Source organism: Janthinobacterium sp. Bl 1 (assembly GCF_058215535.1).
Genome location: NZ_CM177086.1, coordinates 4666918 through 4684375, shown reverse-complemented (window position 1 = coordinate 4684375; position 17458 = coordinate 4666918). Strand labels below are relative to the sequence as shown.

16 protein-coding genes are annotated in these 17458 nt (G+C 63.2%); 10 read left to right on the top strand and 6 right to left on the bottom strand.

Annotation, left to right across the window (positions count from 1 at the left end; translation table 11 throughout):
* Positions 1-5: 5 nt before the first annotated feature.
* The 8 genes from nuoN to AC4BCN_RS21035 all read left to right on the top strand — a co-directional run bounded on the left by nuoN (position 6) and on the right by AC4BCN_RS21035 (position 7900).
* Positions 6-1508 (top strand): NADH-quinone oxidoreductase subunit NuoN, encoded by a 1503-nt coding sequence (gene nuoN, locus AC4BCN_RS21070; RefSeq protein WP_128142482.1) that lies wholly within the window; start codon positions 6-8, stop codon positions 1506-1508.
* 3 nt (positions 1509-1511) lie between these two features.
* Positions 1512-1835 (top strand): DUF2818 family protein, encoded by a 324-nt coding sequence (locus tag AC4BCN_RS21065; RefSeq protein ID WP_034749970.1) that lies wholly within the window; start codon positions 1512-1514, stop codon positions 1833-1835.
* Positions 1836-1892: 57 nt separating this feature from the next.
* On the top strand, positions 1893-2465 hold the full coding sequence (locus AC4BCN_RS21060) for an NUDIX domain-containing protein (RefSeq protein ID WP_128142483.1): 573 nt from the start codon (positions 1893-1895) through the stop codon (positions 2463-2465).
* 8 nt (positions 2466-2473) lie between these two features.
* Entirely contained in the window at positions 2474-3169 is a 696-nt protein-coding gene (locus tag AC4BCN_RS21055) for a hypothetical protein (protein ID WP_230517979.1), read from the top strand.
* A 12-nt stretch (positions 3170-3181) separates the two neighbouring features.
* On the top strand, positions 3182-3883 hold the full coding sequence (ispD, locus tag AC4BCN_RS21050) for a 2-C-methyl-D-erythritol 4-phosphate cytidylyltransferase (RefSeq protein ID WP_490491682.1): 702 nt from the start codon (positions 3182-3184) through the stop codon (positions 3881-3883).
* A 17-nt stretch (positions 3884-3900) separates the two neighbouring features.
* Complete coding sequence (gene ispF, locus AC4BCN_RS21045) at positions 3901-4401, top strand: 2-C-methyl-D-erythritol 2,4-cyclodiphosphate synthase (protein ID WP_128142486.1); 501 nt, start codon at positions 3901-3903, stop codon at positions 4399-4401.
* A 161-nt stretch (positions 4402-4562) separates the two neighbouring features.
* Positions 4563-6611, top strand: a complete 2049-nt coding sequence (locus AC4BCN_RS21040) for a PKD domain-containing protein (RefSeq protein ID WP_338679296.1) — start codon at positions 4563-4565, stop codon at positions 6609-6611.
* Between the two features lie 113 nt (positions 6612-6724).
* On the top strand, positions 6725-7900 hold the full coding sequence (locus AC4BCN_RS21035) for a PQQ-dependent sugar dehydrogenase (protein WP_490491681.1): 1176 nt from the start codon (positions 6725-6727) through the stop codon (positions 7898-7900).
* A gap of 364 nt (positions 7901-8264) precedes the next feature.
* On the opposite strand, the gene AC4BCN_RS21030 is transcribed toward AC4BCN_RS21035, so the two are convergent.
* Positions 8265-9479 carry an MFS transporter gene (locus AC4BCN_RS21030; RefSeq protein WP_490491680.1) on the bottom strand — a complete coding sequence of 405 codons (1215 nt, stop codon included), beginning with the start codon at positions 9477-9479 and terminating at the stop codon, positions 8265-8267.
* Positions 9480-9569: 90 nt separating this feature from the next.
* Here AC4BCN_RS21030 and AC4BCN_RS21025 point away from each other — a divergent pair, with 90 nt between their 5' ends.
* On the top strand, positions 9570-10190 hold the full coding sequence (locus tag AC4BCN_RS21025; RefSeq protein ID WP_485878263.1) for a TetR/AcrR family transcriptional regulator: 621 nt from the start codon (positions 9570-9572) through the stop codon (positions 10188-10190).
* On the opposite strand, the gene AC4BCN_RS21020 is transcribed toward AC4BCN_RS21025, so the two are convergent.
* Complete coding sequence (locus AC4BCN_RS21020; protein ID WP_128142493.1) at positions 10191-10529, bottom strand: MmcQ/YjbR family DNA-binding protein; 339 nt, start codon at positions 10527-10529, stop codon at positions 10191-10193. It lies immediately after the preceding gene.
* A 514-nt stretch (positions 10530-11043) separates the two neighbouring features.
* On the opposite strand from AC4BCN_RS21020, the gene AC4BCN_RS21015 reads away from it, so the two are divergent.
* Entirely contained in the window at positions 11044-11700 is a 657-nt protein-coding gene (locus tag AC4BCN_RS21015) for a CCXG family PEP-CTERM protein (protein WP_490491679.1), read from the top strand.
* Between the two features lie 73 nt (positions 11701-11773).
* Here AC4BCN_RS21015 and AC4BCN_RS21010 read toward each other — a convergent pair whose 3' ends face one another.
* From AC4BCN_RS21010 to AC4BCN_RS20995, 4 genes are all read right to left on the bottom strand, one after another.
* Positions 11774-12754, bottom strand: a complete 981-nt coding sequence (locus tag AC4BCN_RS21010) for an FHA domain-containing protein (RefSeq protein ID WP_490491678.1) — start codon at positions 12752-12754, stop codon at positions 11774-11776.
* Complete coding sequence (locus tag AC4BCN_RS21005; protein WP_490491677.1) at positions 12751-14157, bottom strand: S1 family peptidase; 1407 nt, start codon at positions 14155-14157, stop codon at positions 12751-12753. The genes AC4BCN_RS21010 and AC4BCN_RS21005 overlap by 4 nt, the downstream gene beginning before the upstream one ends.
* A gap of 59 nt (positions 14158-14216) precedes the next feature.
* Positions 14217-14870 (bottom strand): GTP cyclohydrolase II, encoded by a 654-nt coding sequence (gene ribA, locus AC4BCN_RS21000; protein WP_034749940.1) that lies wholly within the window; start codon positions 14868-14870, stop codon positions 14217-14219.
* Between the two features lie 220 nt (positions 14871-15090).
* A complete protein-coding gene (locus AC4BCN_RS20995; protein ID WP_490491676.1) occupies positions 15091-17334 on the bottom strand; it encodes a PhoX family protein in 2244 nt (747 codons plus the stop codon).
* Positions 17335-17458 lie beyond the last annotated feature (124 nt).

Below are 17458 nucleotides of genomic sequence, written 5' to 3'. Positions count from 1 at the left end.
ATAACATGACTAATGCACCTAATCTGGTACCGCTGTACGCGGAAATCTTTCTGCTGATCGCCACGTCGGCGCTCTTGCTGATCGATATGTTCTTGCCTGCGGCGAAGCGTTCGATCACCTATGCGCTGTCCCTGCTGACCCTGGCAGGCTGCGCCTTGCTGACCGTGGGCGACTTCAACGCGGGCACCACCGTCTACACGTTCCACAACATGTTCGTGTCGGACCCGATGTCGCAGCTGCTGAAACTGTTCTCGTACGGCGCCGTGGCGCTGACCCTGATCTACTCGCGTGCCTATGCCACCGACCGCAACATGCTGTCGGGCAACCTGGGCGGCGAGTTCTACGTGCTGGCCCTGTTTGCACTGCTGGGCCAGATGATCATGATCTCGGCCAACAACTTCCTGATCATCTACCTGGGTCTGGAACTGATGTCGCTGTCGCTGTACGCGCTGATCGCTTTGCGCCGTGACAATGCCAAGGCCACGGAAGCGGCCATGAAATACTTCATCCTGGGCGCGCTGGCTTCCGGTTTCATGTTGTACGGTATCTCGATGCTGTACGGCGCCTCCGGCACGCTGGACCTGGGCGAACTGCGCGTGGCGCTGGAAAACGGCAAGACCAACGGCACCATCATGGTCTTCGGCCTGGTCTTCCTCGTTGCCGGCCTGGCCTTCAAACTGGGCGTCGTGCCATTCCACATGTGGGTGCCTGACGTGTATCAAGGTTCGCCAACGGCCGTGACCCTGCTGCTGGGCGGCGCGCCGAAACTGGCCGCGTTTGCCATCACCTTGCGTTTGCTGGGCGAGGGCTTGCTGCCGATGGCGCATGACTGGCAGCAAATGCTGCTGGTGCTGGCCGTGATGTCGCTGGCCATCGGTAACTTCACCGCCATCGCGCAAACGAATCTGAAGCGTATGTTGGCGTACTCGACCATCGCGCAAATGGGCTTCGTCCTGCTGGGTCTGCTGTCCGGTACCGTTGACGCTCCAGGCAACACCCTGAACGCGGCTGGCGCAGCCACCGCCTACGGCGCTTCGATGTACTACGTCATCACTTACGTGTTCACCACCCTGGGTACCTTTGGCGTGATCATGCTGCTGGCACGTAATGGTTTCGAAGCAGAAGAACTGGCCGACTTCAAGGGCCTGGGCAAACGCAGCCCGATCTTCGCGCTGGTGATGACCCTGTTCATGTTCTCGCTGGCCGGCGTGCCGCCGCTGATGGGCTTCATGGCCAAGTACTCGGTGCTGGCCTCCGTGCTGGCCACAGGCCAGCTGTGGCTGACCATCGCCGCCGTGCTGTTCTCGCTGATCGGTGCCTTCTACTACCTGCGCGTCGTGAAAATGATGTGGTTCGACGAGCCAACGGATACCAACGCGCTGGTCGTGCATGGCGACATGCGCGTCGTGCTGGCCCTGAACGGCGTGTTCGTCCTTGCGCTGGGCGTGATGCCTAACAGCATCCTGGCGGCCTGCGCTTCGGCCATCACCAAGACCCTGGCATCCTGACCGATGGATGTCACCGTTTCGAGCTGGCTGGTGATCGCCCTGGGCATCCTGGGCGCCAACCTGCCTTTCCTGAACGAGAAACTGTTTGCCGCCGTGCCCCTGAAAAAGGCGGCGCAGGCGGAGCAGGGCTGGCGCAAGCCGCTGGCACTGCGCCTGCTGGAGATGGTGATTCTGTACTTCATCGTCGGCGCCGTGGCGTTCGCGCTCGAAGCTCGCATCGGTAACGGTTTCCCGCAGACGTGGGAGTTCTATGCCATCACCGGCTGTCTGTTCCTGGTGCTGGCTTTCCCGGGCTTTGTCGGGCGTTACCTGCGCAAACGCCGTTAGCAACAACGACCGAAAGCGGCGCCTCTGGCGCCGTTTTTTATTGAATAAAGGAATTCCATGGATATCCAAGCCACTGATACGCAATTGATTGAAACCAAGGTCGATGGCGAGCTCGTCTACCAAGGCGGCTTCCTGCGCGTGCAGCGCGACCGTGTCGCCCTGCCGGACGGCAAGATCACGGCGCGCGAATTCGTCCTGCATCCGGGCGCCGTCGTGATCCTGCCGCTGCTCGACGATGGCACGGTGCTGATGGAACGCCAGTACCGCTATCCGCTGGACCGGGTCTTCATTGAATTCCCGGCCGGTAAGATCGACGCGGGCGAGTCGCACCTGGCGTGCGCCCAGCGCGAATTGCTGGAGGAAACGGGCTACACGGCCAGCGACTGGCAATTCGTCTCCACCATCCATAACGCCATCGCGTATTCCGATGAACATCTGGAACTGTTCCTGGCGCGCGGCCTGGTCGCCGGCGAACGCCAGCTCGACGAGGGCGAATTCCTCGAGACATTTACGGCCACGGTGCCGCAGCTGCTCGACTGGGTCAAGGATGGCACGATCACGGACGTGAAAACCGTCATCGGCATCTTCTGGCTCGACAAGATCACCAGCGGCGTGTGGCAGCCGGCCTGATACAGCGCATGCGCACGGCAATCTTCCTGCTGCTGGCGGCCGCCAGCCTGGACACGCTGGCGGCCGCGCGCACGCCGTTCCAGGTGCGCTGCGAAGACACGATCAGCAAGACGGTGTCCGTGCTGACGGCGCAGCAGAATGGCTACAGCATCGATACGCATCTGCCGTACAAGGCTCTGACGGTGATGAAGGGCATGGCGCGCGCCAATACCTGGGTGCTGGGATTGACCAAGACGGATTCGCGCGTGGCCATCGCCCTGGCCGGTCCCATGCTGCAAGACCCGGCCAGCGGCTATGAATGCGTGGCGCCGCAGATTACCGTGACCCTCACGTATGCGCCCGTCGTGATCTATATCGGCCGCGAGTTTGCCCCAGGCACTTGCGCGTATGATGAGATACTCGCGCACGAGCTGCGGCACATGAAAACCTATATGGAACACTTGCCGCGCGTGGAAAAGACCGTGCGCGCGGCGCTGGCCAAACGCTTCGAGGCGCGGCCCCTGTATGCGCCCAGCGGCACGGCCAAGGCGGCGCTGGCGCGCGAGATCGACACGGGCTGGTTGCCGTACATCAAGGCGGAAATGCGCAAGGTGGAAACCTTGCAGGCGGCCATCGATTCTCCACAAGAATATGCGCGCCTGGGCAAGGCGTGCAAGGGCGAAATCCAGAACATCCTGGCGGGCAAGGCAGCGCCCGCCAACTAGACAAGGAATGGCATGACAGCAGCACCGAATACCGTCCGCTACTTTGCGCTGATCCCCGCCGCTGGCGTGGGCGCGCGCATGGAAGCGGGCAGTCCCAAGCAGTATTTACCCATCGCCGGTAAACCCATGCTGCGCCATGCGCTCGACGCCTTTCTCGCCAGTCCCCTGATCGCGCATACGTATGTCGTCGTCAGCGCCGACGATGGCGTGATCGACACGGTCGTGCCCGAGCAGGGCGTCACTGTGCTGCGCTGCGGCGGCGCCACGCGCATGGAAAGCATCCTCAATGGCTTGCGCGCCCTGCACGGCGGCATCGCTGCCCACGACCAGGTGCTGGTGCACGACGCGGCCCGTCCCGGCCTGACGCCGGCACTGATCGAAAAGCTCATCACCGAAGTCGGTGAGCATCCGGCCGGGGGCTTGCTGGCCTTGCCCGTGGTCGATACCGTCAAGCGGGCGGGGCAGGGCGCCTTGTCGGCGCAGACGGTGCCGCGCGACCATCTATGGCTGGCGCAGACGCCGCAAATGTTCAGCTATGCCTTGCTGCACAAGGCATTATCCGAAGCGCCCGACCCGCAAGCGATCACGGACGACGCCAGCGCCGTCGAAGCGCTGGGCCTGGCGCCCAGGCTCGTCGAAGGCCACCCGCGCAACCTGAAGGTGACCTTGCCGCGCGACATACACACGGCCGAGCTGTATTTGGCCCATCCTTGAATTCCAGAGAGACCCGCATGCACACAACGACACCCGACCTCCCATTTCGCATCGGCCAGGGCTATGATTGCCACGCGCTGGTGGAAAACCGCGACCTGATCATCGGCGGCGTGAAAATCCCCCATCACCTGGGCTTGCTCGGCCATTCCGATGCGGACGTGCTGCTGCACGCGATTACGGACGCCATCTTCGGCGCCGCCGCCCTGGGCGACATCGGCCGCCATTTCCCCGACACGGATGCGCAATTCAAGGGGGCCGATTCGCGCACCCTGCTGCGCGAAGCCGTGCGCCGCGTGCAAGCCACCGGTTATATCATCGGCAATATCGACGCCACCATCATCGCCCAGCGCCCGAAAATGGCGCCGCACATCGCCGCCATGTGCGCCAACGTGGCCGAAGACCTGGGCGTGAGTGTGGGCCAGGTTAACATCAAGGCCAAGACGAATGAAAAACTCGGTTACCTGGGGCGGGAAGAAGGCATCGCGGCCGAAGCCGTGGCCTTGCTGCTGCGGGCCTGAGCGTACCCGGCAGCGCTGTTTTAATGATTCCTGAAAATTAATATTTCTAAAGTGAAATTTGGTGAAAATTTAACGTTATTGTCATGATAATATTTGTCCGCTTTTTGGACGCGACAAGACGTCACCTTATAACCACGGGAATATTGAGAGAACGGAATCATATGCGCAGTCGTATGCAAGGGCCAGTCGTGCGCTGGTTGGGCGTTGGGATGCTGGTCATGGTCATGCTGGCCGGGTGTGGCGGTGGTGGAGGTGGTGGTGGCGGCGGAAACGATACTATATCGCCTCCGCCGGTCAATACGGCACCAAAAGCCGCTGTCTACTTTGCTGGCACGGTCAGCAATGGCAGCAACGGTGCCGACGCTACCGCCACCACAGGCGCCGATGTGGTGCTTGATGCGTCTGGTAGCAGCGATGCGGAAGGCGATGTACTCAGCTATATTTGGAGCCTGGTCGCCAAACCTGCTGGCAGCGCCTACGTGCCCGTTACTCCCACCGGTGTCAAGCTCAGTATCAAGCCCGATGTACTGGGTAACTATGTATTCAATTTGCGTGTGACAGACAGCAAGGGTGCGTTCTCAGACAAGAGCGTAACTGTGATTGCCGACAATACCCCACCGAATGCGGTCACTGTGATTCGGGCTACCTTTACGGCGGTGCCAGTGAATCAGCCGCCCCTGACCGTGTCGGTCGGTTCTGGCGTGGCCCTCGACGCCTCAGGCAGTACGGATGTCGACGGCGACGTCGTCAGTACGACATGGCAATTGATAACAAAGCCGGTCGACAGCATGTCCACGCTGTATGCCACGGGACAAGGCGCCGTCTTCTCACCCGATGTGATGGGCATGTACCAAGTGCGCGCCCACACTACCGATGGCAAGGGCGCATATGCAGACACGGTGTACCAGATCAGTGCCGCCAACAGGGCACCGGTCGGCGTCATCCGCGGTACGGTGGCTGTTATCAGCCGCGACACGCAAATGGTGCCGATAGGCCAGCCGGTGGTCACCAGCGGCATCCTGAGCTATGACGAGGGTGGTGCTCCGCTGAGCTATGCCTGGGCGGTCGATACCCGTCCGTCCGGTTCTGTTGCCGTTGTAGGTGCAGCGATGGCGGCGATTCCTGCATTTACGCCGGACGTGGCTGGTGCTTACGTATTGTCGCTGACAGTGAGCAACGGCCGCCAGACGGCCGTCGCTTACCTGAAGCTCAATGCGGTCACGTCGACTTCGAGCGTGGTCGCATTGCCGTTCAAGCCGGTTGAAATGCGTTATAGCCAGGCTGTTGACCGCCTGGTCGTGGTGACTGCGGAGCCGTACACAATCAAAGTCATCAATCCGGTCGATGGTGCGACCACCAGCATTGATCTGCCGACAGCGGTCAAGACCTTCAATCTGAGTCCGGACGGCAAACTGGCTGCTGTGTTGCATGATGGCGTGGTCAGTCTGGTTGATCTGGTGTCGGGGAGCCTGTTGAAATCGTCCGGCACCGGTGGCATGCAAACGGAAGTATTCGTTACCAACGCCGGCGTGGTATTTCTCTCGGGCCAATCGACTGTTTCATACGCACGGCCCGCTGTTGCTGTTATCAACGCACGTACGGGACAGGCGATGCCTTCGCTTGAGTTTGGCAATAGCGGTTTCTATGGCGCCCTGCGCGGCGTGTTTGCGGCATCGAAGAACAAGGCATTTCTCTCGCAGGGTAATTACGCGACTCTCTCGTATTTCACCATTGACCCGCAAACGCACGCCATCCTCACCAACGGCACTGTGTATAGCGACTATTACATTTCGTCACCGTTCTTCCTGTCTCCGAAGGAAGATTTGTTGTTTACCGCAAACGGTACCTACTTTAGTACCGATACGTTGCAATACATGGGGCGCTTTACCTTTGGTTCAAGCAGCAGCGGCGGCAGCAACAGCATGCAAGCGATGAGTTATTCGCCCGCCAGAGCGGAAGTGCTGCTGATGGAAAGTTCGCTTGACTACGCTTATCCAGCCAACGATACGGTATATCAGACCAGCTACAAGAAATATAGCGGTGAACTGCTGTTCCCTGCAGGCAGTGTTAGCCTGCCGGTGATTGGCGGCGAACAAAGTTACGGCATCGGCATCTTCCACACGGCCGCTGGCGACCCCGTGGCGCTGGTGCAGACGGGTGGCGCACAGAAGGGCACCGCGCGCGCCAAGTACTATCTGGTGTATCGCTGATCGCATGAGACGGCGGCGCGTCCGCCGTGTAATTTGTGCTATTTTTAAAGGCGGCGCGATGGCAAAGACCATCCCGGCCGCCTTTTTTCATTGACGACACAGGAGAATTTCCGATGCCAACCATCAAGCGCACACGCCTTGCCACCGCACTGTTGCTGGGAGCTTTCGCCGCTTGCGCCATACCCGCCCACGCCGAACTGCAAGCCACGGGAGAGCCGCCCGCCGCCAAACAGGGCTGGAAGGCCGAGACCGTCGCGCAGGGCGTGCGCCAGCCGTGGGGCATCGCCTGGCTGGGCGAGGGGCGCGCGCTCGTCACCAGCAAGCAGGGCACCTTGCATCTGCTGAATGGCAAGAAGTTCGAGGACGTGGCGCTGGAAGGCATGCCCAAGGTGTTTACGGGCGGGCAGGGCGGCTTGCTCGACATCGTCATTCATCCGCAGGATGCGGCCAAGCCGAATCCGCGTGTGTACATGACGCTATCGACGGGCAACAACGACGCGAATCGCACGACCCTGGTGCGCGGCGTGTTCGACGGCAAGAAGGTGACGGGCATCCAGACCCTGTTCAAGGTGGCCACGGACAAGAGCGGCGGCCAGCATTTCGGTTCGCGCCTGCTGTGGCTGCCGGATGGCACTTTGCTGATGAGCGTGGCCGATGGTGGCAACCCACCGCTGCGCATCGGTGACCGCCTGGCGCGCGAGCAGGCGCAAAACCTGGCCACGCACCAGGGCTCCATCCTGCGCCTGACGGAAGACGGAAAACCGGCGCCTGGCAATCCGCTGGCGGCCAAGGGGGCCTTGCCGGAAATCTGGTCGTATGGCCATCGCAACGTGCAGGGCCTGGCGCTCGATCCTGTTTCCGGCCGCGTGTGGGCCACGGAACACGGGCCGTATGGCGGCGACGAGCTGAACCTGGTGACGGCAGGCGCCAACTATGGCTGGCCTTTGCAAAGCTATGGCGCCGACTACAAGACGCATGAGCCCGTTGGCAAGCACGAAGTGCCGGGCATGCTCAATCCGAGCGTGGCCTGGGTGCCGTCGCCGGCGCCGTCGGGACTGGCCGTCTACACGGGCGACAAGATTGCCGCCTGGCGCGGCAGCATCTTCAGCGGCGGCCTGGCGGCCAAGGATATCCGCCGTATCGCCGTTGATGCCAGCGGCAAGGTGACGGGACAGGACCGTCTGGACATCGGCGCGCGCGTGCGCGACGTGCGCCAGGGGCCGGACGGCTATCTGTATGCGTTGACGGATGAAGACAATGGCCGCTTGCTGCGCATCGTGCCGCGGTAACACGCCAGGCGCCCACTTCGCTTAAGATGGCGCCTTTACTTTATTCAAGGTGGCGGCATGGCCCGTGATACTTATGCATACCGGCACGTTGCCGTCGAATCGCGCGCCATCGATGGCCGCGTGGAAATCCGCCCGGTGCCGGGCCAGGCTTTCTCACCCGAGCTGGCCGTGCAGTGTTCACGCCGCCTGGCCGACCTGCAGCGCTATCCGCTGGGCAGCCGCTTTTTACTGTTTGCCAAGCTGACGGACCGCCTGGGCGGCACGCCTTTCCTGTATGCGTATCACGGCGACGCGGACGTCGTGATGACGCCGGCCGAAGTGACGAAATTCCTGGGCGCATTCCCACTCGGTGACATGCCATTTTTTACGACGCGATGCAGGCCGCGCCCGCCTTGGCGCTGGCCTGCGGTTTGCCGAAGATGGCGATCGTCAAGGCGCAGCCGAGGGCGAACAGGCCACCGAGCACCATCGCGCTCGATACGCCCAGCCGGTCGACGGCCATGCCGCCCAGCAATGCACCCGACGCCAGCGACACTTGCACGATGGCGACAAACAGCGCGCTGCTGCCTTCCATCAAGTGTGGCGCCGCCTTGAACATCCACGTTTGCACGGCGATCGGCATGGCGCCGAAACCGAAGCCCCACACGGCCACGAGCAGCATGGCTGTCACCGAATGGCTGCCGAACGCGGCCAGGGCCAGGGTGGACAAGCCGAGCACGGCGCCCGTCACCATCAGCGCGGCCCGTTCATGGCGGCCGGCGGCCCAGCCGCCGACGAGGTTGCCGATGAAGCCGGAAGCGCCGTACACGAGCAGCATGGCGCTGACGGTGCCGGCCGCCAGGTGCGACACTTGCGTGAGGAAGGGAGCGATATACGTGTAGGCGGCAAACTGGCCCGTGAAGATCAGGGCCGTGGCGATCAGGCCCAGTCTGGCTTTGCGGATGCCGAAAATCATCGGCAACTGGCGCAAGCGGATGGCTTGTGTCGGCGGCAGCCTGGGCAGCAGCAAGAGCTGGCCGATGAAGACCAGCACGGCAATGGCGCTGGCCGCGCCGAAAGCGACTCGCCATCCCACCAGTTCGCCCACCAGCGCGCCGGCCGGCACGCCCGCCACCGTGCCCAGCGAGACGCCGGCGAAGATGATGGACATGGCGCGCGACGCATGCTGTGGCGACACGAGGCGCGGTCCGATGGCGCTGCCGATGGCCCAGAAGCCGCCCACGCCCACGCCCAGCATGGCGCGACCCAGCAATATCCACGCATACGACGGCGCCAGCGCCACCAGCAGGTTCGAGGCGATCAGCAGGGCAGTGAGGGCCAGCAGCACGATGCGGCGGTCAAGGCGGCCCGAGCCGACGGTGACGAAGATGGCGGCAAACGCGGCAACGATGCCGGGCGTCGTGATCATCAGCCCCGCCTGGCCCTTGCTGATGGCCAGTTCGGCGGCCATGGCCGGCAGCAGGCCGACGGGCAGGAATTCGGAGGTGACGAGGGCGAAGGCGCCGATGCCGACCGACAGGACGGCCAGCCACGGCGCCACGGTGGTATCGTCGCCAGTAGTGTTGGAAGGTGTGTGCATAGAGGTTCCTGAAAAGTCCGGAGGTTTTTAACCGGTCGGTATATAATATCTGGAAACGAACATCGTCGTCATAATTTTTTACCGATCGGTATGAAACAAGAGAAAACAGCTGAGACAGGCAAGGCGAAAACGGGACGGCCACGCACGTTTGACGCGGACGAGGCGCTCGATTGCGCCATGAAAGTGTTCTGGGAAAAGGGCTATGAGGGCAGTTCCCTGCCGGAATTGACGAAGGCCATGGGCATGAACCGGCCCAGCCTGTATGCCGTTTTCGGCAACAAGGAGCAGCTGTTCCACAAGGCGCTCGAACGCTACAGCGACACGCGCATGCGGTTTTTCGATGCGGCGCTGGAGCAGCCGACGGCGCGCCAGGTGGTGGAAGCGTTGCTGACGCAGTATGTCGACGCGCAAACCATGCCGGACGGCCCGCACGGCTGCATGGGCGTCAATGCGGCGCTGGCCTGCAGCGACGATGCCCTGCCGATCCGCGATGAATTGTTCGCGCGCCGGCTGCGCGGTGAAATCAAATTGCGCGACCGCTTGCGGCGCGCCAAGGAAGAGGGGGATTTGCCGCCCGATTCCTGCCCGGAGCAGCAGGCGCGCTTTGTCGTGACCCTGTCGCAGGGCATGGCCATCCAGGCGGCGGCCGGCGTCTCGCGAGAACAATTGCAGCAGATGGTGGGCTTGTTGCTGCGTAATTGGCCGATGTAACTATCCTGTCGGGGCGATGGTCTTGGCCAGGTCGCTGGGCGCCTTGCGCCGCCAGGCGGCCGTCAGGGCGGCGGCCAGCATGTCGAGCTCGGCGTCCGCCAGGCGCACCGTGATGCCGGCCAGGCGTTCGCCCCACCACAGTTTCTCGCAGCCCGATGGCGTGATGACGGTGGCGATATGCGCCGCTTCCGCATCGAGCAGCACGTTGATGTGCTCGTCGTCGGGCAGGGTGGCGAAGATCTTCCCGCCCACGCGGAACGATGGACGGTCGTGGTGTTCCTCCTCGGTAGTGTCGGGAAACGACAGTGCCAGATAGCGTAGTTCTTCCAGGTCGACCATTCCTCTTTCCCCCTCATCGGACAGATAGCAGCGTGACTACATTTTGCCATGCTGTTTCGCCCCGTGGTACAGCGGCATGCGAAAAGAAATGCGCAAGATGCGACACAGACGGACTGGTCTGTGGTGCCGCCGCGACACGCCGCGCGCCGCGCACGGTCGTTACGACAGAGTGGGGCATGGCGCTTTTCTGCCGCTGGACGGGTACTTGCCAGAAAAATATCTTTCATGATCAAAAGAAAAATACTTTTCTTGCCGGGAATTTAAGCTAGAATAGCTTCATCGTCTTACCTGACCCGTCAATTGTCTGGCCTTGTCCCGGGAACCCGAACCCTTTCCAGGACGCTTGCAGTGCCGCCATGGCACGCCGCAAGTCCGCGCTGTTTCGCGGAAGCCACGTCCCCGACCGCTCATTCACGCAATCCCTAGCGCTACGCCGACACGCCTCAATGCAGCGTGTATTCAGCTCCAGCGCCCCTTGCTGCGCCCACTGAATACTTACTTACTGGATACCATCATGAAAAACTTGCCTAAAATCGCCCTGTCCCTGATCGCTGTCGGTGTGTTTGCCCACGCGAACGCCAGCACCATCACCTTGTCCACCGGCTACTCGGGCGCCAGCGCGCAAAGCTCCGCCGCCGACTACCAGTCCGTCGTGAATGCCGCCGTGGCCACGCCAGGCGCCGGCTATGGTTCGACGACGATCGCCAGCTACAACAACGTCAGCAACAGCGGCCTGTTCGGCAGCGGCTCGAACATCGCTTTCAAATCCGTGATCAACTTTGGCGTCAGCGCGGCCGATGCGGGCGCCTGGAGCTTCCGCAGCGGCGTCGACTTCGGCAAGGGCGGCGCCCTGTTCCTCGACGGCGTGGCGCTGGACTTCAAGAGCAATGACATGTGGTGGGCAGGCAACTACAACAATGGCAGCCAGTTCCTCAGCGGTTCGAGCTCCCTGTCGGCCGGCAACCACACCTTGAGCATCTACGGCCTGGAAGGCTGCTGCGATGGCGGCCAGCAAGTGCAGTTCAAGACGGGCAACAACAATTTCGCCAGCTTCGGCGCCAATGACGGCTTGATCTCGGCCGTTCCTGAGCCAAGCACCTACGCCATGCTGCTGATCGGCCTGGGCTTGCTGGGCTTTACGGCGCGCCGCAAGCAGGAAGCTAAGTTCTAAGCAGAAGTTCCAAGCAATAATAAAAAGCCCGCCGGTCTGTCAGGGCACGGCGGGCTTTTTGCATGTCGGCCTCTTAATCGCCGCTGTCTTCGTCTTCGTCGGCCCCCTTGGCCGCCTTGCCCCGTTCGGCATCGACGGCGCGCTGCAGGCCGGCCGCGTCGCGGAAGAAGGCGTCCGTCGTGTGATTCGGGCTCAGGCGCAAGGCGGGCGGGTAGATCACGGACATGTAGGTCTCGTCGGCCAGGCGGCCGCTGGCCTGCAGGTTGCTCAGCAGGATCAGGGTCGAGCCGAGAATGGCCAGCACGACGGCGACGAGGCCGGCGCGGCGCGGGTGCTGCGGCTTGATCGTGCACAAATGGTAGTAGATCATGGCGCAGACGATGACGATGAACATATGCCGTCCATAGCGCGTCAGTGCTTCCAGCGACAGCGCATACGCCGCCACGTTGCTGGCCAGTTCCCACACTTCCATGGCCAGCAGGCCGCAGCCGATGATGAACAGGTGGCGGCCGAAGCGCGCCACATGGCCGAACAGGCGGTTTGCCACGGCCCAGATCGACGCCCACACGAGGCCGCCGGCCAGCGCATACGCGATGATCATCAGATAGGAAATCGGCTCGAAGGCGTCCGCATCGCTGAGCCAGTTGCTGAAGGCGGCCGAGGCGCCGATCATGGCCAGGCCGGCGACGGCCGGGCGCAAGCCTTCCCAGTCGTGCCGGGTCGTGTCGCCCAGTTCGGGCGCCACCGGATGATCGCTGGCGCGCACGCGCAGACGCGTGTGGCCGAGGCGCACGATGCTGTTGCCGCTCAAGGCCACTTGCGGTTGCCGCTGTCCCCGGTGGATCACGCCGTTCTGGCTGCCCAGGTCGCGCAGCAGCAGGCCGTTTGCGCCGTCGTCTTCGACAATGGCGTGCTCGGCCGCCGTATGCGGGTCGTCGAGGATGAAGTCGTTGCCGTAGCCGCGGCCGATGCGGATCGGCAGGGACTCGATCCGCTGGCGCCGCTGCACTTCGCCATTCTCGGCGAGGATTTCAAGGTAATAGGGCGGCTTCATGGCTTGCGGCTGCTTTCGCGCGACAGCGCTTCGAGGAAGGTGCGCGTGACGCGCATGCCGTTGGCGTAGGACACGCCGCGCGCGTCGATGCGGCTTTGCAGGCTCATCAGTGGCTCATCGGTGCTGGCGGCCAGCAGGGCAAAGTCATACAGGCCGGTAAACTTGCGGTAGGCGCGCACGCACAGGACGGCGCGCAGGGGCAGCGTCTTGTTCTTGACGAACTGCTCGGTGCATTGCGGGCCCGTCAGATTCACGCTCTTGTAGCTGCCGAAACTTTCATTCTTGAACGAGGCGCTGGCCAGTTCGGAAAAGCGCAGGGCGCCCAGTTCGCTGCTGCGCAAGAATTCGTGGCGCATCGACACTTGCCCCGTCTGCAGGGCGCCGGAAATGAAGATGGCCGATTCCATGGCGCAGCTGGTGTTGTCGAGCATGTAGGGCTTGTCGGACTTGACGTTGGAGCGGCCCCAGCAGCGCATCTGGTCGGACTCGCGCACGGGCACGCGGTACGGGCCCATGGCTTTCAGGCTCAAGGGCGTGTCGAGCAGGCGCGCCAGCATGACTTCCTGGTGCGCCAGCAGCTGCGCCGTCACCAGCGGCTTGAAGTCTTTCGGCGGCTTGCCTTGCTGCGCCACCTTGGCCAGCAATTGCTGGGCATAGCGGGCCGGCACGAGAAAACTGACGAGTTCGCCATCGAGGCGTTTCGACACGTTCACGCCGGCCACGTCGCCATTCGTGGTGACGCTGGGGCCGCCGCTCATGCCGGAATTGATCGGCCCCGTAAACATCAGCTGGTCGTAGAAGCTGCGCGTGACGACGCCGTTGTACGAACCTTCCGAAATGGCGAAGCCCAGGTCCAGCGGATTGCCCATCGAATACAGGTACTGGCCCTGGGTCAGCGGCGCCAGCGGCTCCGGCATCTTGAAGAAGCCCGTGCCGTGGCGGTTCACGCGTAGCACGGCCAGGTCGTGCAGCACGTCGACGGCCAGCAATTCCACATTGCCCCGCTGGCCGCTCGTATCGACCCATTCGCCCACATAGGTATCGGGGTCGAGCGCGAACTGGGACACCACGTGATAGTTGCTCACCACCAGGTCGCCCGTGCCGATCAAGAAGCCCGAGCCGACCGACGACTGCGTGCGGCCGTTTTTCAGCAACACGCGCACTTGCAGGATGTCGGCGCGCGCGGCCGTGTACAGCTTTTGCGCGGCGGACGAGGGCGGCGGCAGGGCCGCATGTTCGGTGGAGGAGGGCGCGGCGGTGGCCGGCGGCGGCTTGTCGGGAGGAGTCGAAGCGGCGGGGGCAGCGGCTGGCGCAGGCGCCGGGGCTGCGTGTGCGCCTGCTGCAGCGCACAGGCTGGCCAGCCTTTGTGCGTAGTCAGAGCGCGGCGGGCAGGGCCGGCGCATGCGCAGCAGCCCGGCAAGCCAGGCCCGGCATGAGCCTGAGCGGCAAGCCGGTGCGGCAATTACAGGGCGCCGTCTTCCAGCGCCGGCGCCGTTTCCGGCGTCATCATGTGACCCAGCTTGCTTTGCTTGGTATTCAGGTAGTGCTGGTTGAAGGCGTTGCGGTTGACCAGCAGCGGCACCCGTTCGGCCACCGTGATGCCCAGCGCTTCCATGGCGGCGATCTTGCGCGGGTTGTTCGTCATCAAGCGCAGGCTGTGGATGCCGAATTGCGCAAACATGGGTTTGCACAGGGTGTAGTTGCGCGCGTCGGCCTTGAAGCCCAGCTGTTCATTCGCCTGCACCGTGTCGGCGCCCGCTTCCTGCAGGCGATAGGCGCGGATCTTGTTGATCAGGCCGATGCCGCGTCCTTCCTGGCGCAGGTACAGCAAGATGCCGCGGCCTTCTTCGGCGATACGTTTCAGCGCGCCCTCGAGCTGGGCGCCGCAGTCGCAGCGCTGCGAAAACAGCACGTCGCCCGTCAGGCACTCGGAATGCACGCGTGCCAGCACCGGTTCGCCGTTGCCGATATCACCGAGCACCATGGCCAGGTGTTCCTTGCCCGTGGCATGTTCGACAAAGGCGTGCAAGGTGAACTGGGCCCACGGCGTCGGCAGTGCGCAGGAAGTCGTGTAATCCAATTCGCCTGTCGCCAGGATGTCTGCGCCGCTTTGCATGGTTGTGCTCATATAAGTAATTATCAAAAATAAAAGGCGCGCGACACCACTCCGGTGCCGGCGCGCCTTGCCATCATACCAAAAAGCAGGGAAACGTTTTCCCTGGCTGCCATTCGGTCGTTGCAATGTCTGGTGATGAACCTTACTTAGGGGCACTTCCTCCTTTTACAAGGTGAATTGCTGGCTTTGCCTGGCGGCTGCCGCCGCCAGGCACGGGACATCAGCTGCCGATGCGTCCGCCATCGTTCTTGGTGATCACGATGGTGGCCGAGCGGGGGCGCTTGCCGGCGCCATAGCCGGCGTTGGCCGGCCATTGGCTCGTATACTTGGACGGATCGCCGATGTTCGCCAGCGAGGTGTTTTCGCCCGGGTGCTGGATGTTGATGAACATGGTCTTGCCGTCAGGCGTTTCGCTGATGCCCGTGATTTCCGAGCCGACCGGCCCCACCAGGAAGCGCTTGAGCGTGTCGGCCGTGGGTTTCTTGCCGATGAAGGTGTCGACCGCCAGGTTGCCGCCGGCCGCCGTCGCGTAGTTCAGGGTGGACTTGGCGCCGTCGCCGACCTTGCCGGGAATGGCCGCCAGCATCATGCAGTTGGTCACATCCGTGTACGCGCCATCGTCCGTCTGGATCCAGCAGATGCCCGTGTACGGGCTGAAGGCCAGGCCGTCAGGGCTCGAGAAATCCTGGTCGGCCGTCAGGTTCGACAGGTTGATCTTGCTGGCGTCGGCGCCGCTCTCGGCGCCAAACAGGTAGACGTCCCACGTGAAGCTGGTGGCCGCGGCCGCGCCCGTGCCTTCCTTGAAGCGGATGATGTGGCCGTTCGGATTGCCGTTCTGGGCGCTGCTGCCCTTCATGTCCGTGTAGGCGCGCGGATTGGCGCTGTCCGGCGCCAGCTGCGATGAGCCGCTCGGATTGACGTTGCGGTTCGAGTTATTGGTCAGCGTGTAGTAGATCTCGCCATTGGCCGGGTTGACCGAGCACCATTCCGGGCGGTCCATCTTCGTTGCGCCCACGGCGTCGGCCGCCAGGCGGGCGTTGACCAGCACGTCGGCCAGGTCGGCGAACTTGTAGGCGCTGTAGGCCTGGATCAGCGCGTTCGACATGGCCAGCTCGATCCACTGGCCCGTGCCGTCGGCGGCCAGTTTGGCCACGTACAGCTTGCCCGAATCGAGGTATTTGTCGCCGGTGGCGATACGGTCGGCCGGATTGGCATCGGCGGCGGCCCAGACGGCCGTCGTGACGAACTTGTAAATGTATTCGTTGCGCGAATCGTCGCCCATGTAGACGGCCAATTGCTGGCCCACGGCCGGCACGCTGAAGGCGGCGCTTTCGTGCGCGTAGCGGCCCAGCGCCGTGCGCTTGCGGATGGCCTTGGTTTTGTCGTACGGATCCATTTCGACGATGTAGCCCATGCCGTTCAGCTCATTGCGGTAGTCGTCGCTGCCGTTGGTCGACGCGCCAATCTTGCTCAGATTCCAGCGTGCGTACTTGTCGTCGCTGCCGCCCGTTTCCCAGCCGTGGCGCGAGGCGCCGCCCTGGCTGCGGCCATAGCGGTTCAGCGACACGACGGACTTGTCGCCGCGCGCCGCATTGTCGGTGGACGAGCGCGTGAAGTAGCCGGCCCAGTTTTCTTCACCGGACAGGTAGCTGCCCCAAGGCGACTTGCCCGTGCCGCAATTGTTGATGGTGCCGCGCGTCTTGGTGCCGGTCGGCGAATACTTGGTGACCACGAGAGCGTTGCCGCGCACGGGGCCGGCGATCTCGATGTCCGTCAGCGGCGTGACGCGGCGGTTGAACTCGGAATCGTTGACGGTGGCCCAGGCGCTGCCCGTCTTCTTGACTTCCACCACGCTCAGGCCGTGGACGGCCACTTCCTTGTCGACTTCGGCGGCAGGGCGGGGCAGCGAGGTGGTGCCGCCATTCACGTGCAGGAAGTGCGAGGACAGTTTTTCGTCCGTGGTCGCTTCGTGGTTCATCGCCAGCAAGCCACGTTCGGCGCCGGACGCCAGCGGCGCGCCAGCGGCGGACAGGCCGTAGTATTCCATGCCGTCGTGGTGGTCGCCGGCGCGGTTGTCGAAATCGGTATCGCTGCCGTCGTTCTTGTACGCTGGCGTGGCCGCGCGCAGCGAGTCGCCCAGCGCATACAGGGCCGTGGCCGTGTAGCCGGCCGGTACCGATACGACGTCGGCCAGGCTTTTCGGCACGGCCGTGAAGGCCAGCAGTTTTTCAGGCGTTGGCGTCGGCGTCGGCGTGACGGCGACCGCATCGCTGCCGCCGCCGCAAGCGGACAGGCCCATCGACCCCATGACGGCGGTCGCGGCCGTGACGGCGCTGCCGCGCAGCCAGTTGCGGCGACTCAGGCGGGCGTTCAGGATGCTGTTGAAATGGTTGTCGTGGGACGCGTTGCTGTCAATGTCGTTCAGATCGGTGGCGCTGATGGCCAGATCGTTGGGCTTGTTCATGGGCTGCGATGTCCTGTGGTTGCGTGATTTAAATGGCAACCGCATGATAGTTGGCGAATGTGACAGCGCCATGTCAGCTTGATGACAAAACGGTGACAGGCTGCCGGCCGGGCGGGCCGCGTCG

Bases quoted from the DNA above. Each gene is read 5' to 3' on its own strand.
- nuoN (WP_128142482.1), top strand. From the start codon at position 6: ATGACTAATGCACCTAATCTGGTACCGCTGTACGCGGAAATCTTTCTG.
- AC4BCN_RS21065 (WP_034749970.1), top strand. From the start codon at position 1,512: ATGGATGTCACCGTTTCGAGCTGGCTGGTGATCGCCCTGGGCATCCTG.
- AC4BCN_RS21060 (WP_128142483.1), top strand. From the start codon at position 1,893: ATGGATATCCAAGCCACTGATACGCAATTGATTGAAACCAAGGTCGAT.
- AC4BCN_RS21055 (WP_230517979.1), top strand. From the start codon at position 2,474: ATGCGCACGGCAATCTTCCTGCTGCTGGCGGCCGCCAGCCTGGACACG.
- ispD (WP_490491682.1), top strand. From the start codon at position 3,182: ATGACAGCAGCACCGAATACCGTCCGCTACTTTGCGCTGATCCCCGCC.
- ispF (WP_128142486.1), top strand. From the start codon at position 3,901: ATGCACACAACGACACCCGACCTCCCATTTCGCATCGGCCAGGGCTAT.
- AC4BCN_RS21040 (WP_338679296.1), top strand. From the start codon at position 4,563: ATGCGCAGTCGTATGCAAGGGCCAGTCGTGCGCTGGTTGGGCGTTGGG.
- AC4BCN_RS21035 (WP_490491681.1), top strand. From the start codon at position 6,725: ATGCCAACCATCAAGCGCACACGCCTTGCCACCGCACTGTTGCTGGGA.
- AC4BCN_RS21030 (WP_490491680.1), bottom strand. From the start codon at position 9,479: ATGCACACACCTTCCAACACTACTGGCGACGATACCACCGTGGCGCCG.
- AC4BCN_RS21025 (WP_485878263.1), top strand. From the start codon at position 9,570: ATGAAACAAGAGAAAACAGCTGAGACAGGCAAGGCGAAAACGGGACGG.
- AC4BCN_RS21020 (WP_128142493.1), bottom strand. From the start codon at position 10,529: ATGGTCGACCTGGAAGAACTACGCTATCTGGCACTGTCGTTTCCCGAC.
- AC4BCN_RS21015 (WP_490491679.1), top strand. From the start codon at position 11,044: ATGAAAAACTTGCCTAAAATCGCCCTGTCCCTGATCGCTGTCGGTGTG.
- AC4BCN_RS21010 (WP_490491678.1), bottom strand. From the start codon at position 12,754: ATGAAGCCGCCCTATTACCTTGAAATCCTCGCCGAGAATGGCGAAGTG.
- AC4BCN_RS21005 (WP_490491677.1), bottom strand. From the start codon at position 14,157: ATGCGCCGGCCCTGCCCGCCGCGCTCTGACTACGCACAAAGGCTGGCC.
- ribA (WP_034749940.1), bottom strand. From the start codon at position 14,870: ATGCAAAGCGGCGCAGACATCCTGGCGACAGGCGAATTGGATTACACG.
- AC4BCN_RS20995 (WP_490491676.1), bottom strand. From the start codon at position 17,334: ATGAACAAGCCCAACGATCTGGCCATCAGCGCCACCGATCTGAACGAC.